Source organism: Sediminitomix flava (assembly GCF_003149185.1).
Lineage (GTDB): Bacteria > Bacteroidota > Bacteroidia > Cytophagales > Flammeovirgaceae > Sediminitomix > Sediminitomix flava.
The window spans coordinates 200,553-216,027 of the sequence record NZ_QGDO01000002.1 but is presented as its reverse complement, the minus strand read 5'-3'; the positions used below and the strand labels follow the sequence as shown (position 1 = coordinate 216,027).

Annotated in this window: 11 protein-coding genes; 6 read left to right on the top strand and 5 right to left on the bottom strand. The window is 36.3% G+C overall.

Annotation, left to right across the window (positions count from 1 at the left end):
* Nucleotides 1–134: 134 nt before the first annotated feature.
* A complete protein-coding gene (locus tag BC781_RS08250; RefSeq protein ID WP_146201649.1) occupies nucleotides 135–1,007 on the bottom strand; it encodes a hypothetical protein in 873 nt (290 codons plus the stop codon).
* A 169-nt stretch (nucleotides 1,008–1,176) separates the two neighbouring features.
* Between BC781_RS08250 and BC781_RS08245 the strand changes: the two genes are divergently transcribed.
* Both BC781_RS08245 and BC781_RS08240 read left to right on the top strand, forming a co-directional pair.
* Nucleotides 1,177–3,435, top strand: a complete 2,259-nt coding sequence (locus BC781_RS08245) for an FdhF/YdeP family oxidoreductase (protein WP_109616766.1) — start codon at nucleotides 1,177–1,179, stop codon at nucleotides 3,433–3,435.
* A gap of 124 nt (nucleotides 3,436–3,559) precedes the next feature.
* Nucleotides 3,560–5,035 carry an SDR family oxidoreductase gene (locus BC781_RS08240; RefSeq protein WP_109616765.1) on the top strand — a complete coding sequence of 492 codons (1,476 nt, stop codon included), beginning with the start codon at nucleotides 3,560–3,562 and terminating at the stop codon, nucleotides 5,033–5,035.
* 27 nt (nucleotides 5,036–5,062) lie between these two features.
* Here the strand turns inward: BC781_RS08240 and BC781_RS08235 are convergent, their stop codons facing one another.
* Nucleotides 5,063–5,551, bottom strand: coding sequence for a YchJ family protein (locus BC781_RS08235; RefSeq protein ID WP_211323712.1), 489 nt, complete (start codon nucleotides 5,549–5,551; stop codon nucleotides 5,063–5,065).
* Nucleotides 5,552–5,797: 246 nt separating this feature from the next.
* Here BC781_RS08235 and BC781_RS08230 point away from each other — a divergent pair, with 246 nt between their 5' ends.
* From BC781_RS08230 to BC781_RS08215, 4 genes are all read left to right on the top strand, one after another.
* Nucleotides 5,798–7,723, top strand: coding sequence for an OmpA family protein (locus tag BC781_RS08230; protein ID WP_109616764.1), 1,926 nt, complete (start codon nucleotides 5,798–5,800; stop codon nucleotides 7,721–7,723).
* Nucleotides 7,724–7,821: 98 nt separating this feature from the next.
* Nucleotides 7,822–8,745 carry a citrulline utilization hydrolase CtlX gene (ctlX, locus tag BC781_RS08225; protein ID WP_109616763.1) on the top strand — a complete coding sequence of 308 codons (924 nt, stop codon included), beginning with the start codon at nucleotides 7,822–7,824 and terminating at the stop codon, nucleotides 8,743–8,745.
* 688 nt (nucleotides 8,746–9,433) lie between these two features.
* Nucleotides 9,434–11,956, top strand: coding sequence for a TonB-dependent receptor (locus BC781_RS08220; protein ID WP_109616762.1), 2,523 nt, complete (start codon nucleotides 9,434–9,436; stop codon nucleotides 11,954–11,956).
* Nucleotides 11,957–11,988: 32 nt separating this feature from the next.
* A complete protein-coding gene (locus tag BC781_RS08215) occupies nucleotides 11,989–12,669 on the top strand; it encodes a hypothetical protein (protein WP_109616761.1) in 681 nt (226 codons plus the stop codon).
* A gap of 56 nt (nucleotides 12,670–12,725) precedes the next feature.
* Here the strand turns inward: BC781_RS08215 and BC781_RS08210 are convergent, their stop codons facing one another.
* The 3 genes from BC781_RS08210 to BC781_RS08200 all read right to left on the bottom strand — a co-directional run bounded on the left by BC781_RS08210 (nucleotide 12,726) and on the right by BC781_RS08200 (nucleotide 15,114).
* Complete coding sequence (locus tag BC781_RS08210) at nucleotides 12,726–13,370, bottom strand: GNAT family N-acetyltransferase (RefSeq protein ID WP_109616760.1); 645 nt, start codon at nucleotides 13,368–13,370, stop codon at nucleotides 12,726–12,728.
* A gap of 138 nt (nucleotides 13,371–13,508) precedes the next feature.
* Nucleotides 13,509–14,534 (bottom strand): HAD family hydrolase, encoded by a 1,026-nt coding sequence (locus BC781_RS08205; protein ID WP_109616759.1) that lies wholly within the window; start codon nucleotides 14,532–14,534, stop codon nucleotides 13,509–13,511.
* Between the two features lie 49 nt (nucleotides 14,535–14,583).
* Nucleotides 14,584–15,114, bottom strand: coding sequence for a pYEATS domain-containing protein (locus BC781_RS08200; protein WP_146201648.1), 531 nt, complete (start codon nucleotides 15,112–15,114; stop codon nucleotides 14,584–14,586).
* Nucleotides 15,115–15,475: the final 361 nt, after the last annotated feature.

Sequence of the window (15,475 nt, the reverse complement as noted above, 5' to 3'; positions counted from 1 at the left end):
CTACAAAATTAAAGTAGAACAGACTTAGATTTTTTTACTATGTAGAAGTTAACTTACACAAAAAAGGAATTCAGCAAATCTATTTGATTAAAAGTAAAGCTCCCCGAATTTGATCGAAGAGCTTTAGCTGTTGTTTAGTCTTCACATTCGTATTCAAATGTGGTGATTATTGTAGTGACAGAGTCAATGTCAAAAATACTGCTTTCAAGAACCGTCTCTTTACTAGGTAGTCCTTTATCATTGAATTCATATTCATAATCAGTAGTGAACACTAAGGTGTCTATAAAATTGATACTATTTGTTTCACTTCTGATTAATAGGTTTTTACTCAAGTTGGGAGTTGAAAGGGCTTCTACCGCGAAGTCGCTACCAAAGGTAAAGTTTAAGGAGTCCGAATAAGTGTAGAAAGTTTCGGAAGAAAGATTTGTACCTCCAATGATGGGGATGTTTGTAAACTCTCTTTCTGTAATAACATTTCCATCTAACCACTCCAATTCAATAAAACTACTTTCAGTAAGAGAATCTGTGAAAAGTGAATCAAGAGTAGAGATTCGAGTGACACGATCTTCTGTATACTCGTAATTCTGTTTTGTGAGAAGTAATCGATTATCTAGACTATCAATGATGAAGCTAGTTGACATAATTAGGCGTGAGCTGTCATACATATACTCTCTTTCTATAAAACCGACAGTGTCACCTTCTATCGTAGTGGTTATTCTTTGTAATTGGAGTCTGTTTTCCGCATCATAGAAATATTCTACAAAGACATCATCTGTAGGATCGTCTAAAGTTGAGGAATCTGACACAATTGTTAGGACAAGCAGACTGTCCATATATTCAAAAGTAGAAATAATAGAATCGGTTTGTGTACTGATTAGAAAGCAACCGCTATCGTTTATTGTATTGGGTGTGGGAGTATTAGTAACATTTACATTCTCATCATCGTCACAAGCCATAAAGCCAATTAATAGAAAAGTTGAGATTAGTAGTTTTAGAAGTTTAGTCATGAGCTTAGCATTTGTTTTCGTGCTCAAAAACATGAATCCAAGTGCTTAGATTCAAGAAATAAGAATGAGTGTAAGTTGTGTTGCTAAAATAGAGGATTAAACAGCGAATCGAGCATTCGTCTTTCCCCTCGATTTTTCCTAATTTGAGAAGAAACTAACTCAATTTTTTATGTCAGCACAAGAGTCCAAAAAACTAACAATAAAGCCTGTACCACATTCGGCTGCAGGAATGAACGCGGTTTTTATTGCCTTAAAAATGGCGAATAAAGCCATGTCTCCTTCTAAAGCATTTAAGATATTAAATAAACTCAACCAGAAAGATGGTGTAGACTGTCCAGGTTGTGCTTGGCCAGATCCTAAAGACCGTTCAAAACTAGGAGAATATTGTGAGAATGGTGTAAAAGCAATAGCAGAAGAAGCACAGGATAAAAAAGCAAATGAGGGCTTTTTTGAGAAATATTCAGTAGCCGAACTGTTGGATAAAGGTGATTATTGGCTTGGGCATCAAGGTCGATTGACTCACCCAATGGTCATCAGAAAAGGTGAATCGCATTACCAACCTATAAGTTGGGAAAAGGCTTTTCAAATGATTGCAACCGAGTTGAAATCTTTACCAAATCCTGATGAGGCTATATTTTATACTTCGGGGCGAACTAGTAATGAGGCTGCTTTTTTATATCAGCTTTTTGTGAGGATGTATGGCACGAATAATTTGCCAGACTGCTCAAATATGTGTCACGAATCTAGCGGTGTAGCACTTTCAGAAACGCTTGGGATTGGGAAAGGCTCTGTAACTCTTGATGACCTTTACCATGCTGAAGTTATTTTGATCGTTGGACAAAACCCAGGAACTAATCATCCGAGAATGCTTTCTGCATTAGAAAAAGCAAAGAAAAATGGCGCAAAAATAGTAACGATAAATCCTTTAAAAGAGGTTGGTCTTCTCAACTTTAAAAATCCGCAAACTGTAAAAGGTGTTCTTCAAGGCGGAACAGATTTGACAGACTTATATCTTCAAATTAATATTAATGAAGATGTCGCTTTATTGAAAGCATTGTTGATTGGTTTATTAGAAAAATCAAAAATAGAACCTTCAGTCATCGATCAAGAATTTATCAATTCCAAAACAAGTGGTTTTGAAGAATTGGAAAAAGAGCTTTCAAACTATGATTATCATGAATTGATAGAAAGAACAGGTTTAGAGTTAGAGATGGTAGAACAACTATTGGATTTACTTTCTTCTTCCAACAAAATAATTGCTTGTTGGGCAATGGGGCTGACTCAACATGTAAATGCTGTAGATAATATTCGGGAAATAGTTAACCTTTTACTTCTGAAAGGTAGTGTGGGTAAAAAAGGGGCAGGTACTTGTCCGGTGAGAGGGCATAGTAATGTTCAAGGAGATCGGACAATGGGAATCCACGAAAGGCCCTCAAAAGCATTACTTGATAAACTAGCTGAGCGTTTTGGTTTTATACCTCCTAAACAAGCAGGTTATAATGTAGTGGAGGCAATTGAAGCAATGCACGAAGAGAAAGGAAAAGTATTTTTTGCAATGGGAGGGAATTTTTTACCAGCAGCACCAGATACGGCATTTACAGCTCAAGCTCTCCAAAATTGTAAAATGACGGTGCATGTATCTAACAAACTTAATCGTTCTCACTTGGTGCATGGCGATATCGGAGTCATTCTACCGACGCTAGGACGTACCGATAAATTATTAGAGCAAGGAAAACCACAGTTGGTCACTGTTGAGAATTCGATGGGTGTGGTTCATACTTCTCAAGGGATGATTAATCCACCTTCTGATACTTTGATGAGTGAACCCGCAATCATTGCTCGGCTTGCTAAGAAAACGCTTGGTAGTGAAAAACTAGATTGGGATGAATTGATTCGGGACTATAATAATATACGAAAGTTGATTTCTCAAACGATCAAAGGCTTTGAGGAATACAATGAAAAGATCGAACGATCGAGTGGATTTGCCTTACCAAATGGCGCTAGAGAAGGCGTGTTCAATACCGATACCAAAAAAGCAAAATTCACGATCAACGCATTGTCAGAAGTCAAGTTATCAGCTGATGAATTTATGATGATGACTATCCGATCACATGACCAATTCAATACCACGATCTATGGTCTTAATGATCGATATAGAGGTGTACACAATAGTCGTAAAATTATCTTTATGAATAAAGAAGATATGAATGAGCTTGGTCTGAAAAAGGAACAAAAAATCACTTTATTCAACGAATACGAAGGGAAAAGAAGAGAAGTAGATAGCCTTAGTATCATACCTTATGATATTCCGAGAAAGTGTTTGGCAACTTATTTTCCAGAATGCAATCCTCTAATTCCAATTACTGAAATAGCAAGAGCAAGTCATACACCGGCTTCAAAGTCAGTAAAGGTGAAAATAAAAGCTTAATAGCACACCTGTCAACTCTGAAATTAAAAGCTAAGGAAAACTTCATCCTTAGCTTTTAATTTATGTATTTAACAATACCCACTTTTTCATCGTTTTTATATTATGACTTGCTACTCAGATTGATATGAAAATTCTGTTGACAGGAGCTACTGGCTATATTGGAAAAAGAGTTTTGCCCACTCTTATCAAAAAAGGACACGAAATTATCTGTTTGGTTCGAGACCCAAGACGTCTATATGATGATAGCATGTATCATCATCCGAATGTATTTTTAATGAAGGGCGATTTATTGAATTTAGAAAGCCTTGAAGCTATTCCCAAAGATATAGATGCTGCATATTACTTTGTACATTCTATGACTAATTCTCCGACGGGTTTTAGTGAAATGGAGGAAAAGTGTGCTAAGAATTTTTCGGTAGCTATTAAAAATACTTCCTGCAAACAAATTATCTATCTAGGCGGGATATCCAATTCAGCAGAATTATCAAAGCATTTGTCTTCTCGTCAGCACGTTGAATGTATCTTGAAAGAGTCGGGAGTGCCGTTGACAGTACTCAGAGCTGCAATTATTATAGGTTCGGGAAGTGCCTCTTTTGAAATCATAAGAGATTTGTGTGAAAAATTACCAGTTATGGTAGCTCCTAAATGGTTAAAGACCAAGTGTCAGCCCATTGGAATTCGGAATGTGATATGTTATTTGGAAGGTGTTTTAGGGAATGAAAAAGCTTACAATCAGATTTTTGATATTGGCGGTCCTGATATTTTGACATACAGAGAAATGTTGATGCAGTATGCAAAGGTTAGAAAGCTAAAAAGATATATCATTTCAGTACCTGTGTTAACCCCGAAGTTATCTTCTTATTGGTTGTATTTCATTACATCTACCTCGTATAGCTTAGCAAGCAGTTTAGTGGATAGTCTGAAAAATGAAGTGATCTGTGAGAAGAAAGGAATTGAAGAGATTGTACCTCAAAAGCTATTGACCTATGAAGAATCTTTGGAGCTCGCATTTATGCGTATCCGTCAGAATGAAGTAGTATCATCTTGGATTGAAGCTTTAAGAGGACCAATTGAGAAAAACTTCATGGATTACATCCAAGTACCAGAATATGGCTGTTTGAAAGATCATCGGGAATTTGCCTTTAAACGACCAGTAAAAGAAGTGATTGACAATGTATGGCAGATTGGAGGAGAGCGAGGTTGGTATTATGGGAATTTTCTTTGGGAAATTCGTGGATTGATTGATAAAATGGTAGGAGGTGTTGGGGTAAGAAGAGGACGCCGATCTCCTTATGATTTACAGGCAGGGGATGCCTTGGATTTTTGGAGAGTCTTGGTAGCAGATAAAGAGAATGGACGATTACTTTTATTTGCTGAGATGAAGTTACCGGGAGAAGCGTGGCTTGAGTTTAAAATCACGCCATCAAAACAAGGTACACACAAGCTTACTCAAAATGCGACTTTCAGACCATTGGGGATTTGGGGAAGATTGTATTGGTATATCGTATTACCATTTCATGGTTTTATTTTCCCTGGAATGGTTAGAGGGTTAATTGATTTTGAAAAGAATCAACCTGAAGTGAAGAAGGAAAAAGTATGAGGGGATTAAACCACCCATACTTTGATTTTATCTTCCGCAACATTTCTTGTATTTCTTACCACTGCCGCAAGGACATGGATCGTTTCTACCTATGGTTTTATTAGATGCTCTCTGAGGATTGAAATCGCCATCAGTATAAAGCCATTGATCGCCTTCTTTTACAAAGTTAGAACGCTCATGTAAGTTTTGTTCTTTACCATTTTCATTAAAGAAAGCCTTGAATTCAACAATGGCAGTTGTACTATTTTCTGTCCATTGATGGTCTAAAACGTCAAGTCTAGTCCAGTCTGTATTTTTAGCGGAATGGCTAATTGCTTCTTTCGTAAGTCCAGCTCTATAATTGGGGTGATGTGTTTCCCATAAGTAATCAACCTCATTTAGTGTATATGCGCTGAAACGAGAACGCATCAATTGTTCTGCCGTATGTGGTTTAGAAGTTCTACGAATAAAAGGTTCACAACATTCTGAGAATGCTTTACCCGAACCACAAGGGCATGTATCCATACTTTCTTTCATACTGCAAACTTCAGAAAAGGAATTTGATTGGGCAAGAAGTTTGGTCTATGATTGCTGTTCTATCTGATGTAGGCTGAGAATATCCTTACATGTGTAAGATTCGGCTATGAATGATAGCCCTTCCTTCTCTTTAATTTATCTTAATTTATGAATCTGTCCATTGCGCAGTTTGTGCTTTTGGTACAGAATTTTCTGACATACTCTTCGGATTAGATTAGCGTATTAAAGACTACATATAACTTGCGGATGAAGACATTTACCTCTAGAGCCCTTCTTTTTTTTAGTATCAGTTTTTTATGGCTGTTTACCCCGTCTTTCGGACAATCTAAGAAGGCAGAGAAGTTGGTGAAAAAGGCAGAAGAAGCGTTTAATGAAAGAGATATGGCTTCTACGGAAAAGTACCTATCACAATCTATTCAACTAGACCCTAATCTTCCCGATGCCAATTACTTTTTGGGGAAGCTCAATTATATCAAAAGGAATAAACCGAAGACTGCTTTTCATTTCCAAAAAACGGTACAGTATGCGTCTGAAAATCCAAAGTTCAAATTGGCACACATCTTTTTAGCCAAATATGAGCTGTCAACAGGGAATTACAATCAAGCCGTAAAATATGCCAATAGTTTTCTAAGTGTAGCAACAGATGAAAAGTTAGATCACAGAGATCGTAAATCAGCAAAGCATATTATTGAAATTTGTGAGTTTGCTAAATCTCATATGGAAAATCCTTTGGAGATAAAACCTGAGCCATTGGAGGGTGAGGTCAACTTTATGCCACAACAATACTTTCCTGTGATTACCGCAGATCAGCGAGAAATGTATTTTACAGGCAGACCAGATGGTTATGGGGAAGAAATCTATGTGAGTCGTTTTGAAGAGGGGAAATGGCAAAAGCCCGAAGCTGTAGAAGAGTTGAATACTCCTTTTAATGAAGGAACTTGTACAATTTCGGCAGATGGTAGAATCATGATTTTTACTGCCTGTGAGTCTTTTGAAGGACGACAAACTTTAGGTGGATGTGATCTTTTTATGTCTAAAAAAGTTGGTGATAAATGGACTCCAGCAGTAAATCTAGGCCCTAATGTGAATACTAAAGCATGGGAGTCTCAACCTTCATTATCGGCAGACGGTAGAACACTTTACTTTGTTTCAGATCGACAGGGTGGAGTTGGGAAAAAAGATATTTGGGTGACTAAATTGGAAGGCGATGTTTGGGCTCCTGCACAAAATTTAGGAGCAGAGATCAATACTTCATATGATGATATTTCTCCTCACTTGCATGTAAACGGCAGAGACTTGTTTTTTGCATCTGAAGGTCACTTAGGTTTTGGTGGTTTAGATTTGTTTGTGTCACATAGAACAGAAGATGGTAAGGGGTGGACGACAGCAGAAAATCTTGGGTATCCTATCAATAACTATTCAGACCAAGTATCGTTATTTGTCACTGCAGATGGGAAGAAGGCTTATTTTGCTAGTAATATCAATGAAAAAGGAGAGGAGAGCCAATTCAATAAACTGATGACTTTTAGTTTACCGAGTGATTTCATTGAAGAACGCAGTGGCTTTGTCACAGGAACGGTCTATGATGCAGTAACGAAAGAAAGAATCAGTGCACATATAGAATTGAAGGAATTAACTACAGGGAACTCTATTTCAGTTGTAGATTCTGATCCTGTAAACGGGAAGTACCTAATTGTACTTTCTCAAGGGCATGAATATGGTCTTTTTGTTTCTAAACCAGACTATCTTTTCCATACTCTTTCTTTTGATTATCGTAATGTATCGGCAGGGAAGCAGATTTATATCGATGTATATCTAGACCCAATTAAAAAGGGCGTTTATACACAGCTCAATAATATCTTCTTTGAGAGTGGTTCTTATGAACTTCAGTCTAAGTCAAGAACTGAACTTATTGGCATTGCAAATTACTTAAAACGCTATCAGAAGCTTAAAATTGAGATAAGCGGACATACCGATGATGTCGGGAGTCATGATGCTAATGTGGCACTTTCAAATAATAGAGCGAAAGCAGTTGTTGATTATTTGGAGGAATTGGGTATCGCAAGGGCAAGAATGGAACATAAAGGCTATGGAGAAGAAAAACCAATTGTTCCTAACGATAACAACCAAAATAGGGCGCAGAATAGAAGAATTGAATTTAGGGTTTTATAAAGAATTCTTTTTTCCTACTCTTTGATTTTTAGATGATCAGAATATCTTTGTGAATTAAATTTTATTAGCAGATTTTTGTTGTCTAATTACTCACTATTATGAGAAAACATTCTTCATCGCACATTTTGATGGTGCGTCCTAACTTTTTTGCATTTAATGCTGAAACTGCGAAAGACAATGCTTTTCAGTCTGAGCCTTCAATGACCCAAAATGAAATTACCTCAAAAGCTGTAGCCGAATTTGATGAATTTGTAAGCCGATTGAGAGCAAAAGGCATTCAGATTACGGTAATTGAAGATACACCAGAACCACTAACACCAGATGCCGTTTTTCCTAACAACTGGTTTACCACTCATCCAGAAGGTAAGGTAGTTTTGTATCCAATGAAGGCTGAAAACAGACGATTAGAACGTAGAACAGATATTCTAGATCAATTGGCGGAGTCTTTAAAGTTGGACGAAGTTCAAGATTTCAGTAAGTACGAAGCTGAGAACCGCTTCATGGAAGGGACTGGAAGTATGATTTTTGATCATGATAATAAGATCTGTTATGCGGCAAAATCAGAACGTACAGATAAAGGAGTACTTGAAGAAATAACAGCATCATTAGGATATGAAACGGTTTTCTTTTCTTCATTTGACCAAAATGGAGGTTCGATTTATCACACCAATGTGATGCTTTCTGTCGGAAGTAAATTTGCAGTTCTCTGTGATCAATCTGTAACTGATGCAGAGGAATTGGCAACGCTAAAAGCTTCATTTGAGAAAACAGGTCGTACTTTGATCTGTGTAAACTTTGAGCAAATGAATAGCTTCTGTTGTAATATCCTTGAGGTACGAAATGAGAAGGACGAGCTATTTGTAGCTATGTCCGATACAGCATTCAATGCTTTTACTGAGGAGCAAAAAGCAGTAATTAATCAAAGTGCTGAGATTATTCATGCACCTTTAGCAACAATCGAGTCTATTGGTGGTGGCGGTGCTCGCTGTATGATGGCTGAAATATTCTTACCAAAAAAGTAGAATATCAATCTGATTATAGACAAGAAAAGGAAAAAACTAAGCTAGTTTTTTCCTTTTTTATTTGGTCATAATTGTTAGTAACAATGAGAGCTATCTTTCCTTTCCCAAGAAAGATGTATCCATGAATAATAATTTCCCTTTTGGGTTATCTAGGTCTTTGTGCGGTTAATACTTGTGAATAGTTTAGTTCTTCTTCAAGATTTTTTTCGTTAAAAGATAAAATGATCGTTTAGCGCCTTTATTGTATGGTTTTAGTTGAAAAAAATAGAGAAAGATAATCGATCATTTAAAAGCACCAAATCCATCAATAATTATTAGGAAAGTTCATATTTAGGAAACATTAGAATGGAAAAGGTCTATTTTAAGACCGATTTAACATTTCTCTCTCAAAAACTCCGATATAATCATAAATTATGTTTCGTTTTTTTATCTACTAACTACTTATAAGTGTGTATTTTACGTTGGGTTGTGAGTGAATATTATATAGCGCTTCTGGATAATCTTCAATTGTATTAATCTTCATTTTCCTTCATTTAAAATTGTTATGGTTTTTATCGTAAAATTCAAATAAAAGACTGTTTTCGTAACATTGAAACTTTTTGTTTTGTAGAAAATTATGCCCCACAAAGGTGTGGTTGTGAATTAGTATCATTCAAACTATCAACAAACAAACTTAATTAATCTACTAATGAAAAAGTTTCTCTTGTTCACAGCATGGATGTTTGCAGCAATGTCATTTTCATATGCGCAAACGACCATTACTGGTAAGGTGATCGATGAAGATTCTCAAGAAGAAATTATTGGTGCTGCCGTTATTCTAAAGGGTACCACTATTGGTTCTTCTACGGATATTGCAGGTGAATTTGCAATCCAAACCAATAATGAAGGGCCTACTACTTTGGTTGTTTCATTCATCGGAATGAAAACAAAAGAAGTTGAAGTGGTATTGGAAGGAGAAAAAGTAAACGCAGGTACTATCGCTTTAGCAAGTGATGTAATGAACTTGAAAGAGATTCAAGTACTTGCAGACGTTGCCATTGACCGTAAAACGCCTGTTGCGGTATCTACAGTTACTCCAGAAATCATTGAGACAAAGCTGGGTAACCAAGAATTCCCAGAAATCATGAAATCTACTCCTGGTGTATATACTACCAAACAAGGTGGTGGATGGGGTGACTCTCGTATCACTATTCGTGGTTTTGGAGACGATAACACTGCGGTTATGATTAATGGTATTCCTGTAAACGACATGGAAAACTCTAGAGTTTATTGGTCAAACTGGGCTGGTCTTTCAGATGTTACTCGTAACATTCAGATTCAGAGAGGTATGGGAGCATCTAAATTGGCTCTACCAACTGCTGGTGGTACAATGAACATCCTTACTCGTTCTTCTGATGCCGAGAAAGGAGGAAGTATTTCATCTACAATTGGTAACGACGGATACGCAAAATTTGCATTTGATGTGTCTACAGGTTTGAATGATAAAGGATGGGCTTTGACAATCGCAGCCTCTCAGACATCAGGTAATGGTTTCGTAGATGGAACATCTTTCGAGGGGTACTCATACTTTGCGAACATTACAAAAGTGATTAACTCAAATCACACACTTTCATTGAATGCTTTTGGTGCTTCACAGACTCACGGACAGAGAAGAACAAGACATACAATTGAAGATGCTGAGAAAGTAGGGAACAGACATAACTATGACTGGGGTTACTTACAAGGTGAAGAGTTTCATGCCAATGAAAACTACTACTCTAAGCCTTTATTCTCATTGAATCACTACTGGACAATCAATGACAGAACTAGTTTGAATACTTCTGCTTATGCGTCATTTGGTAGAGGTGGCGGATCATCAGTTTATGGTGATGTTGATAGAATTGGTGGAGACAAATATGCGCCTTTAGATTTTGATGCTGTTTATGAGCGAAATGCACAACAAGGACAGTCATCAACAATTATGAGAGCAGGTGTAAATAACCATGACTGGTATGGTGTTATTTCAACTTTAACTCATGAGTTGAATAGTGATTTCACGTTGACTGGAGGTATTGACGGACGTTACTACTATGGTGAGCACTATCAAGAAGTGGATAACCTAATTGGTGGTCAGTATTTTATTACTGAAAGAACGATTGGTGGTGAGAAGCAAAGAGTTGTAGCAAGAGAAGGAGACAAAGTAGGTTATGACAATGATGGTCAAGTAATTTGGGCTTCTGCTTTCGGTCAGGTGGAATATGACAAGAATGATCTTTCAGCTTTCCTTAATGCAGCAGTTTCAAATGTAAACTACCAACGTATTGATTATTCTGCAGCAAACCCTTATTCAGAGCATGTAAATGCACTAACTTATAGTTTGAAAGGGGGAGCAAATTACAGACTTACTGAAAAACACAACGTATTTGCTAACGCAGGTTACTTCCAACGTCCTCCAATGTTCAATGCCGTTTATCAAAACCACACAAACAACATTAATACTGACGCAGTGAATGAAAGTATTATGAGTTTTGAACTTGGTTATGGTTATAGATCAGCAAAATTTGCAGCTAATGCAAACATCTACTACACAAAGTGGATGGACAAATCAATGACAAAATCTCACCGTCCTGAAGATGGAAACCCTGATGGTTCTGATGATTTGTATGCTAACATTTTGGGTATTGATGCAGTCCACAAAGGTATTGAAGTTGACTTTGAATACCGTCCTACACTAAGATGGACAATCACAGGTATGATCTCAGTTGGTGACTGGAGATGGGCAAACAATGTAGATGCAACATTCTTTGACCAAGACCAAAACCAAATTGGAGATGAAGAAACACTTTATATCAAAGACTTGAAAGTAGGTAACTCAGCGCAAACAACTGCAGCATTGGGTACAAACTACGAAGTGTTGAAAGACTTTAAAATTGGTGTTGACTACGTATTTGCAGGAAATAACTACTCTGATTATGATCCTACAAAGAGAACTGACTCAGCTACAGAAGGAGTACAGTCATACAAATTACCAAACTTTGGTCTTGTTGATATTTACGCGAACTACAACTTCAAAATGGGTAAGCTAGATGCTTCTTTGTTCGGTAAAATCAACAACGTAGGAAATACTTCTTACATCGCTGATGCTACTGACTTCAATGGTACTTGGCAAGGCGCTCAAGTTTACTATGCAATTGGTAGAACTTGGTCAGGAGGTTTGAAAGTTAAATTCTAATCTAGTTTAGCACCTATAACATTAATCAAGAAATGAAAAATCTAAGTTTATATACGCTGTTAGCTCTTTTGGTAGGACTTTTTGCATGTGATCCTTTATCAGAGTATTCTGATGCAGTAGATAAAATCAAAGAGGAAGAAGCAGATTGGTATCTATTTATTGAAGGTAAAACAGCAATTTCTGGTTCAGAATATACAGAAGATGCTCCTTATACATTAACTGAAGATGATTATGCATTAGACTCTCTTGCATCTAAGTATAATAATTTTTCAGCATCAGTACCTGTAGATGAACATTTGCCAAATACACTAGGTAACTTCTATGGTTCTCAAAGTGCAGGAATGTGGGTTGAGTATGACTTCTACACAGGAAGTGCTACAGTTCAAGATACTTCTTTAGCAGTTTATGACCTAGATAATAGAACTTGGACAATTGTACCAAACTTCGTTATTGTAGAAACTGAAGCATCTGATCTTGCAATTGAGTACACGCTTACTCCTGCTGATTATGCAGCAGTAGAAGGTACTGGTTATAACAACTTCAATATGTATGACAACAGCCGTGAGAGTGCTGTTCAAAAGATTGTTGAAGCATTGAAGATTAATTTCTTATTAGAAATGGAAGAAGGACAAATTTACAAAGTGAACTTTGCAACATATCCTAGTCCATCAGATAAGATTTCTTCTCCACTATACTTTGAAGTAACACTTTAAGTATTTCGTGTTTGAAGGCAAATATAAAGGCCATCCAATTAGTGGATGGCCTTTTTTTATACGGTATCTTTTTTTAAAATCATTCTTTTGTGAGAAGCAACGTAACCATACTCATTTTTGAGTTTGGAAGAAATAGTCTTGATTGACTTAAAGCCTTTTCGAAGGTATAGTGATTCTGCTTTTGGGTTTTTAACCGAAACATCAAGGCCTATAGGCGCAGAAGAATCACTTTCTTCAATCAGTTGATCTATGAGTTTAGACCCAATTCCTTTTCCTCTAAAATCTGGAGTAACACCTAAATGAGCTAAAAGTTGCTCTTTTCCTTTCGGTGGTTTGATGATATTTTCAGTACGAAGTCCTCTTAACAGTACTCCGAAACCATTCCAAAAACCATAAAAGGAAAAGATAAGCTGAACGGCATCGAGGGTGTTTTTTACGAGATTTTCTGCTTTTAAAACAGTTCCTGTGGCTACAACTTCACCATCTATTTCTCCGATAAGATGATTTTTATGTGAGAAATTGCTCTTTTCAGATTTAAATGCAAATCGTAAGAAGTCGAGTGCACTGATTTCTTTTCGACCAAAAACATATTCAAAAGACTTTGGTCCAGAGCTATAAATAAGACAAACCGTCTTTTTGTAGTCTTCTGGCGTAGCAGTTCTGAATGTCAATGGTTGAATTGCGGTAATTTCAGCATTCATAGTAAATGAAAAAATATTCCTTTTTAGACTTGGGCAAAATAAGAAGAAGGAATAAGAATGAAAAGAATAAATGTTTTATTCAAACATGTGTTAAGGTAGGAGTAATCCCGTATTTCTACGGGATTGTATTGTATCGTTTTACTTTTTATCTAGTTCAAAAGGGTAGATCGTATTCCAGTCCTTCTGCATATCGATGACTGTCCAATTTCTTTTTAAAGCCTCATCTAAACCTTTATCAAGTCTACCAATAGGAGAGTTGCGATCGTAAGCATATTCTCTTTCTTTATCTGTGTGGTGTAGGTAAATGGCTAAATGAGGATTACTATTTGAGGCCGCCCATTGTAGCATTTCTAAATCGCCATCAGAATTACCTACTGCTATCACAGGTTTTCTACCAATGTGTTTATGGATGGCAAGAGGTTTCCCTTCATGATCATCAATAAAGTCAATTTCAGGAATCTTTTGAATGTATGCTTTTCCTTTATCATAAAAGAACTCAGACTTAATGCTGCTGCCTATAATCTGATGTTTAGGAATGTCGTAAGTATCTTCACCCCAAACTCTGATAAAATCAATACCTCCTCCAGACACAATAAAAGTTTGAAATTCATTATCTCTGAGGTAATCTAGAAGTTCTAACATCGGTTGATAAACCAATTGATTGTAAGGTTTTTGAAATTTAGGATGCAAGCTGTTTTCTAACCAATCTCTGATGATTTTATTAAACTCTTTTGTTGTCACATTTGCATGAGTGGTCATGACAAGCTGTAAAAGCTCTTTTTTACTCAGTTTGGTAAGTTTTTCATGGTCATTTTCCAAAATGGTTTTATAAGGTTCTTCATTTTTCCATTCGGGATTGTCCTTTGCTAATTCTTTGATACGGTCAATAGTGAAGAACAATTGAAAGTAAAGTGGTTGCTCTGTCCAAAGTGTACCATCATTGTCAAATGTAGCGATCCGTTCTTTTACAGGGATAAAGTTGATGTTATTAGGATCAATGGCTTCTGTTACAAAATTAATGATGTCGCTTTTTGCTTTTCCATCTTCCCAAGATGGCAGAGGATCAAATATTTCATTCCTTTCGGAAGTATTTTCTTTTTGGCAAGAGAAAATGAAAATGGCCAAAATGATTAATAAATGAGGGGTTTTAATTTGATTTTTCATGGATTAAGTAGGTTAATATAGGTTGATTCTACAAAACTATAGATAGTTCTCATTCCCAACCTATACTTTCACACATATTAAAAAATAGATCCTCTTCCGCATTATTTTTATACCTAATAATAATTTCTACTAGCGTAAGACAGCCCCAACCTTGATAGCTGACTTTAAAGCCATCGGATAAATCTGTACCCGTACGTCCTTTAATTTCAAAAGAGCCGTGATTGAACACATAATGTACACTCTCAATCTCTTCCATAACATCTGGGTCTGAAGAAACCCAAATTGAAAATAAGTACAATTCCTTTTCTGCATCTATTACCCTAAAATTGGCATGAGGTGTGATTTCTAAGTTTCTGAAATTATTGACTTTACTTGCAAGCTTGTCAAGTAATCTATTTTTATTATTCAATTCAGACTCTAATCGACTAAGAGAGTCTCGTAATGAATTATGTTTTTCCTTAGCAGCATTCATACTTATGATAGACGGTCTGATTTGGTTGTATAAAACGAGGATTGCAATACATGAAATGGAAAGCAGACTGACTTGAAAAAGCGTGATGTACTTCAAGTGTGATTTCATTTCTTAACTATTAAATGGGTTGTACTTTTGTAGGCTATGTGTAAACAAATAGTGACTGGAATGATCACTTTTGCAATGTTTAGGTTATCGAGTTTAAGAAATAGTTCAGGAGATATATTTCCATTCAGACTACCTATCATGAGTTGAGCGTATATAAAAATGAGTAAAATGAAGACGCTAGTACAAATACACAGAGTGTATACAATATGGATTGCTAATTTCACAGGTTAATGAGCTTGTTATAATGGGTTTATTGTAGAATTTTAATCTGTATTCAAATTAATCATCTTGAATGATCTGCAATGATTTTCAGAAAATAACATTGTAGAGACGATTTCTAAAGTAGAAAAAATACTATCTG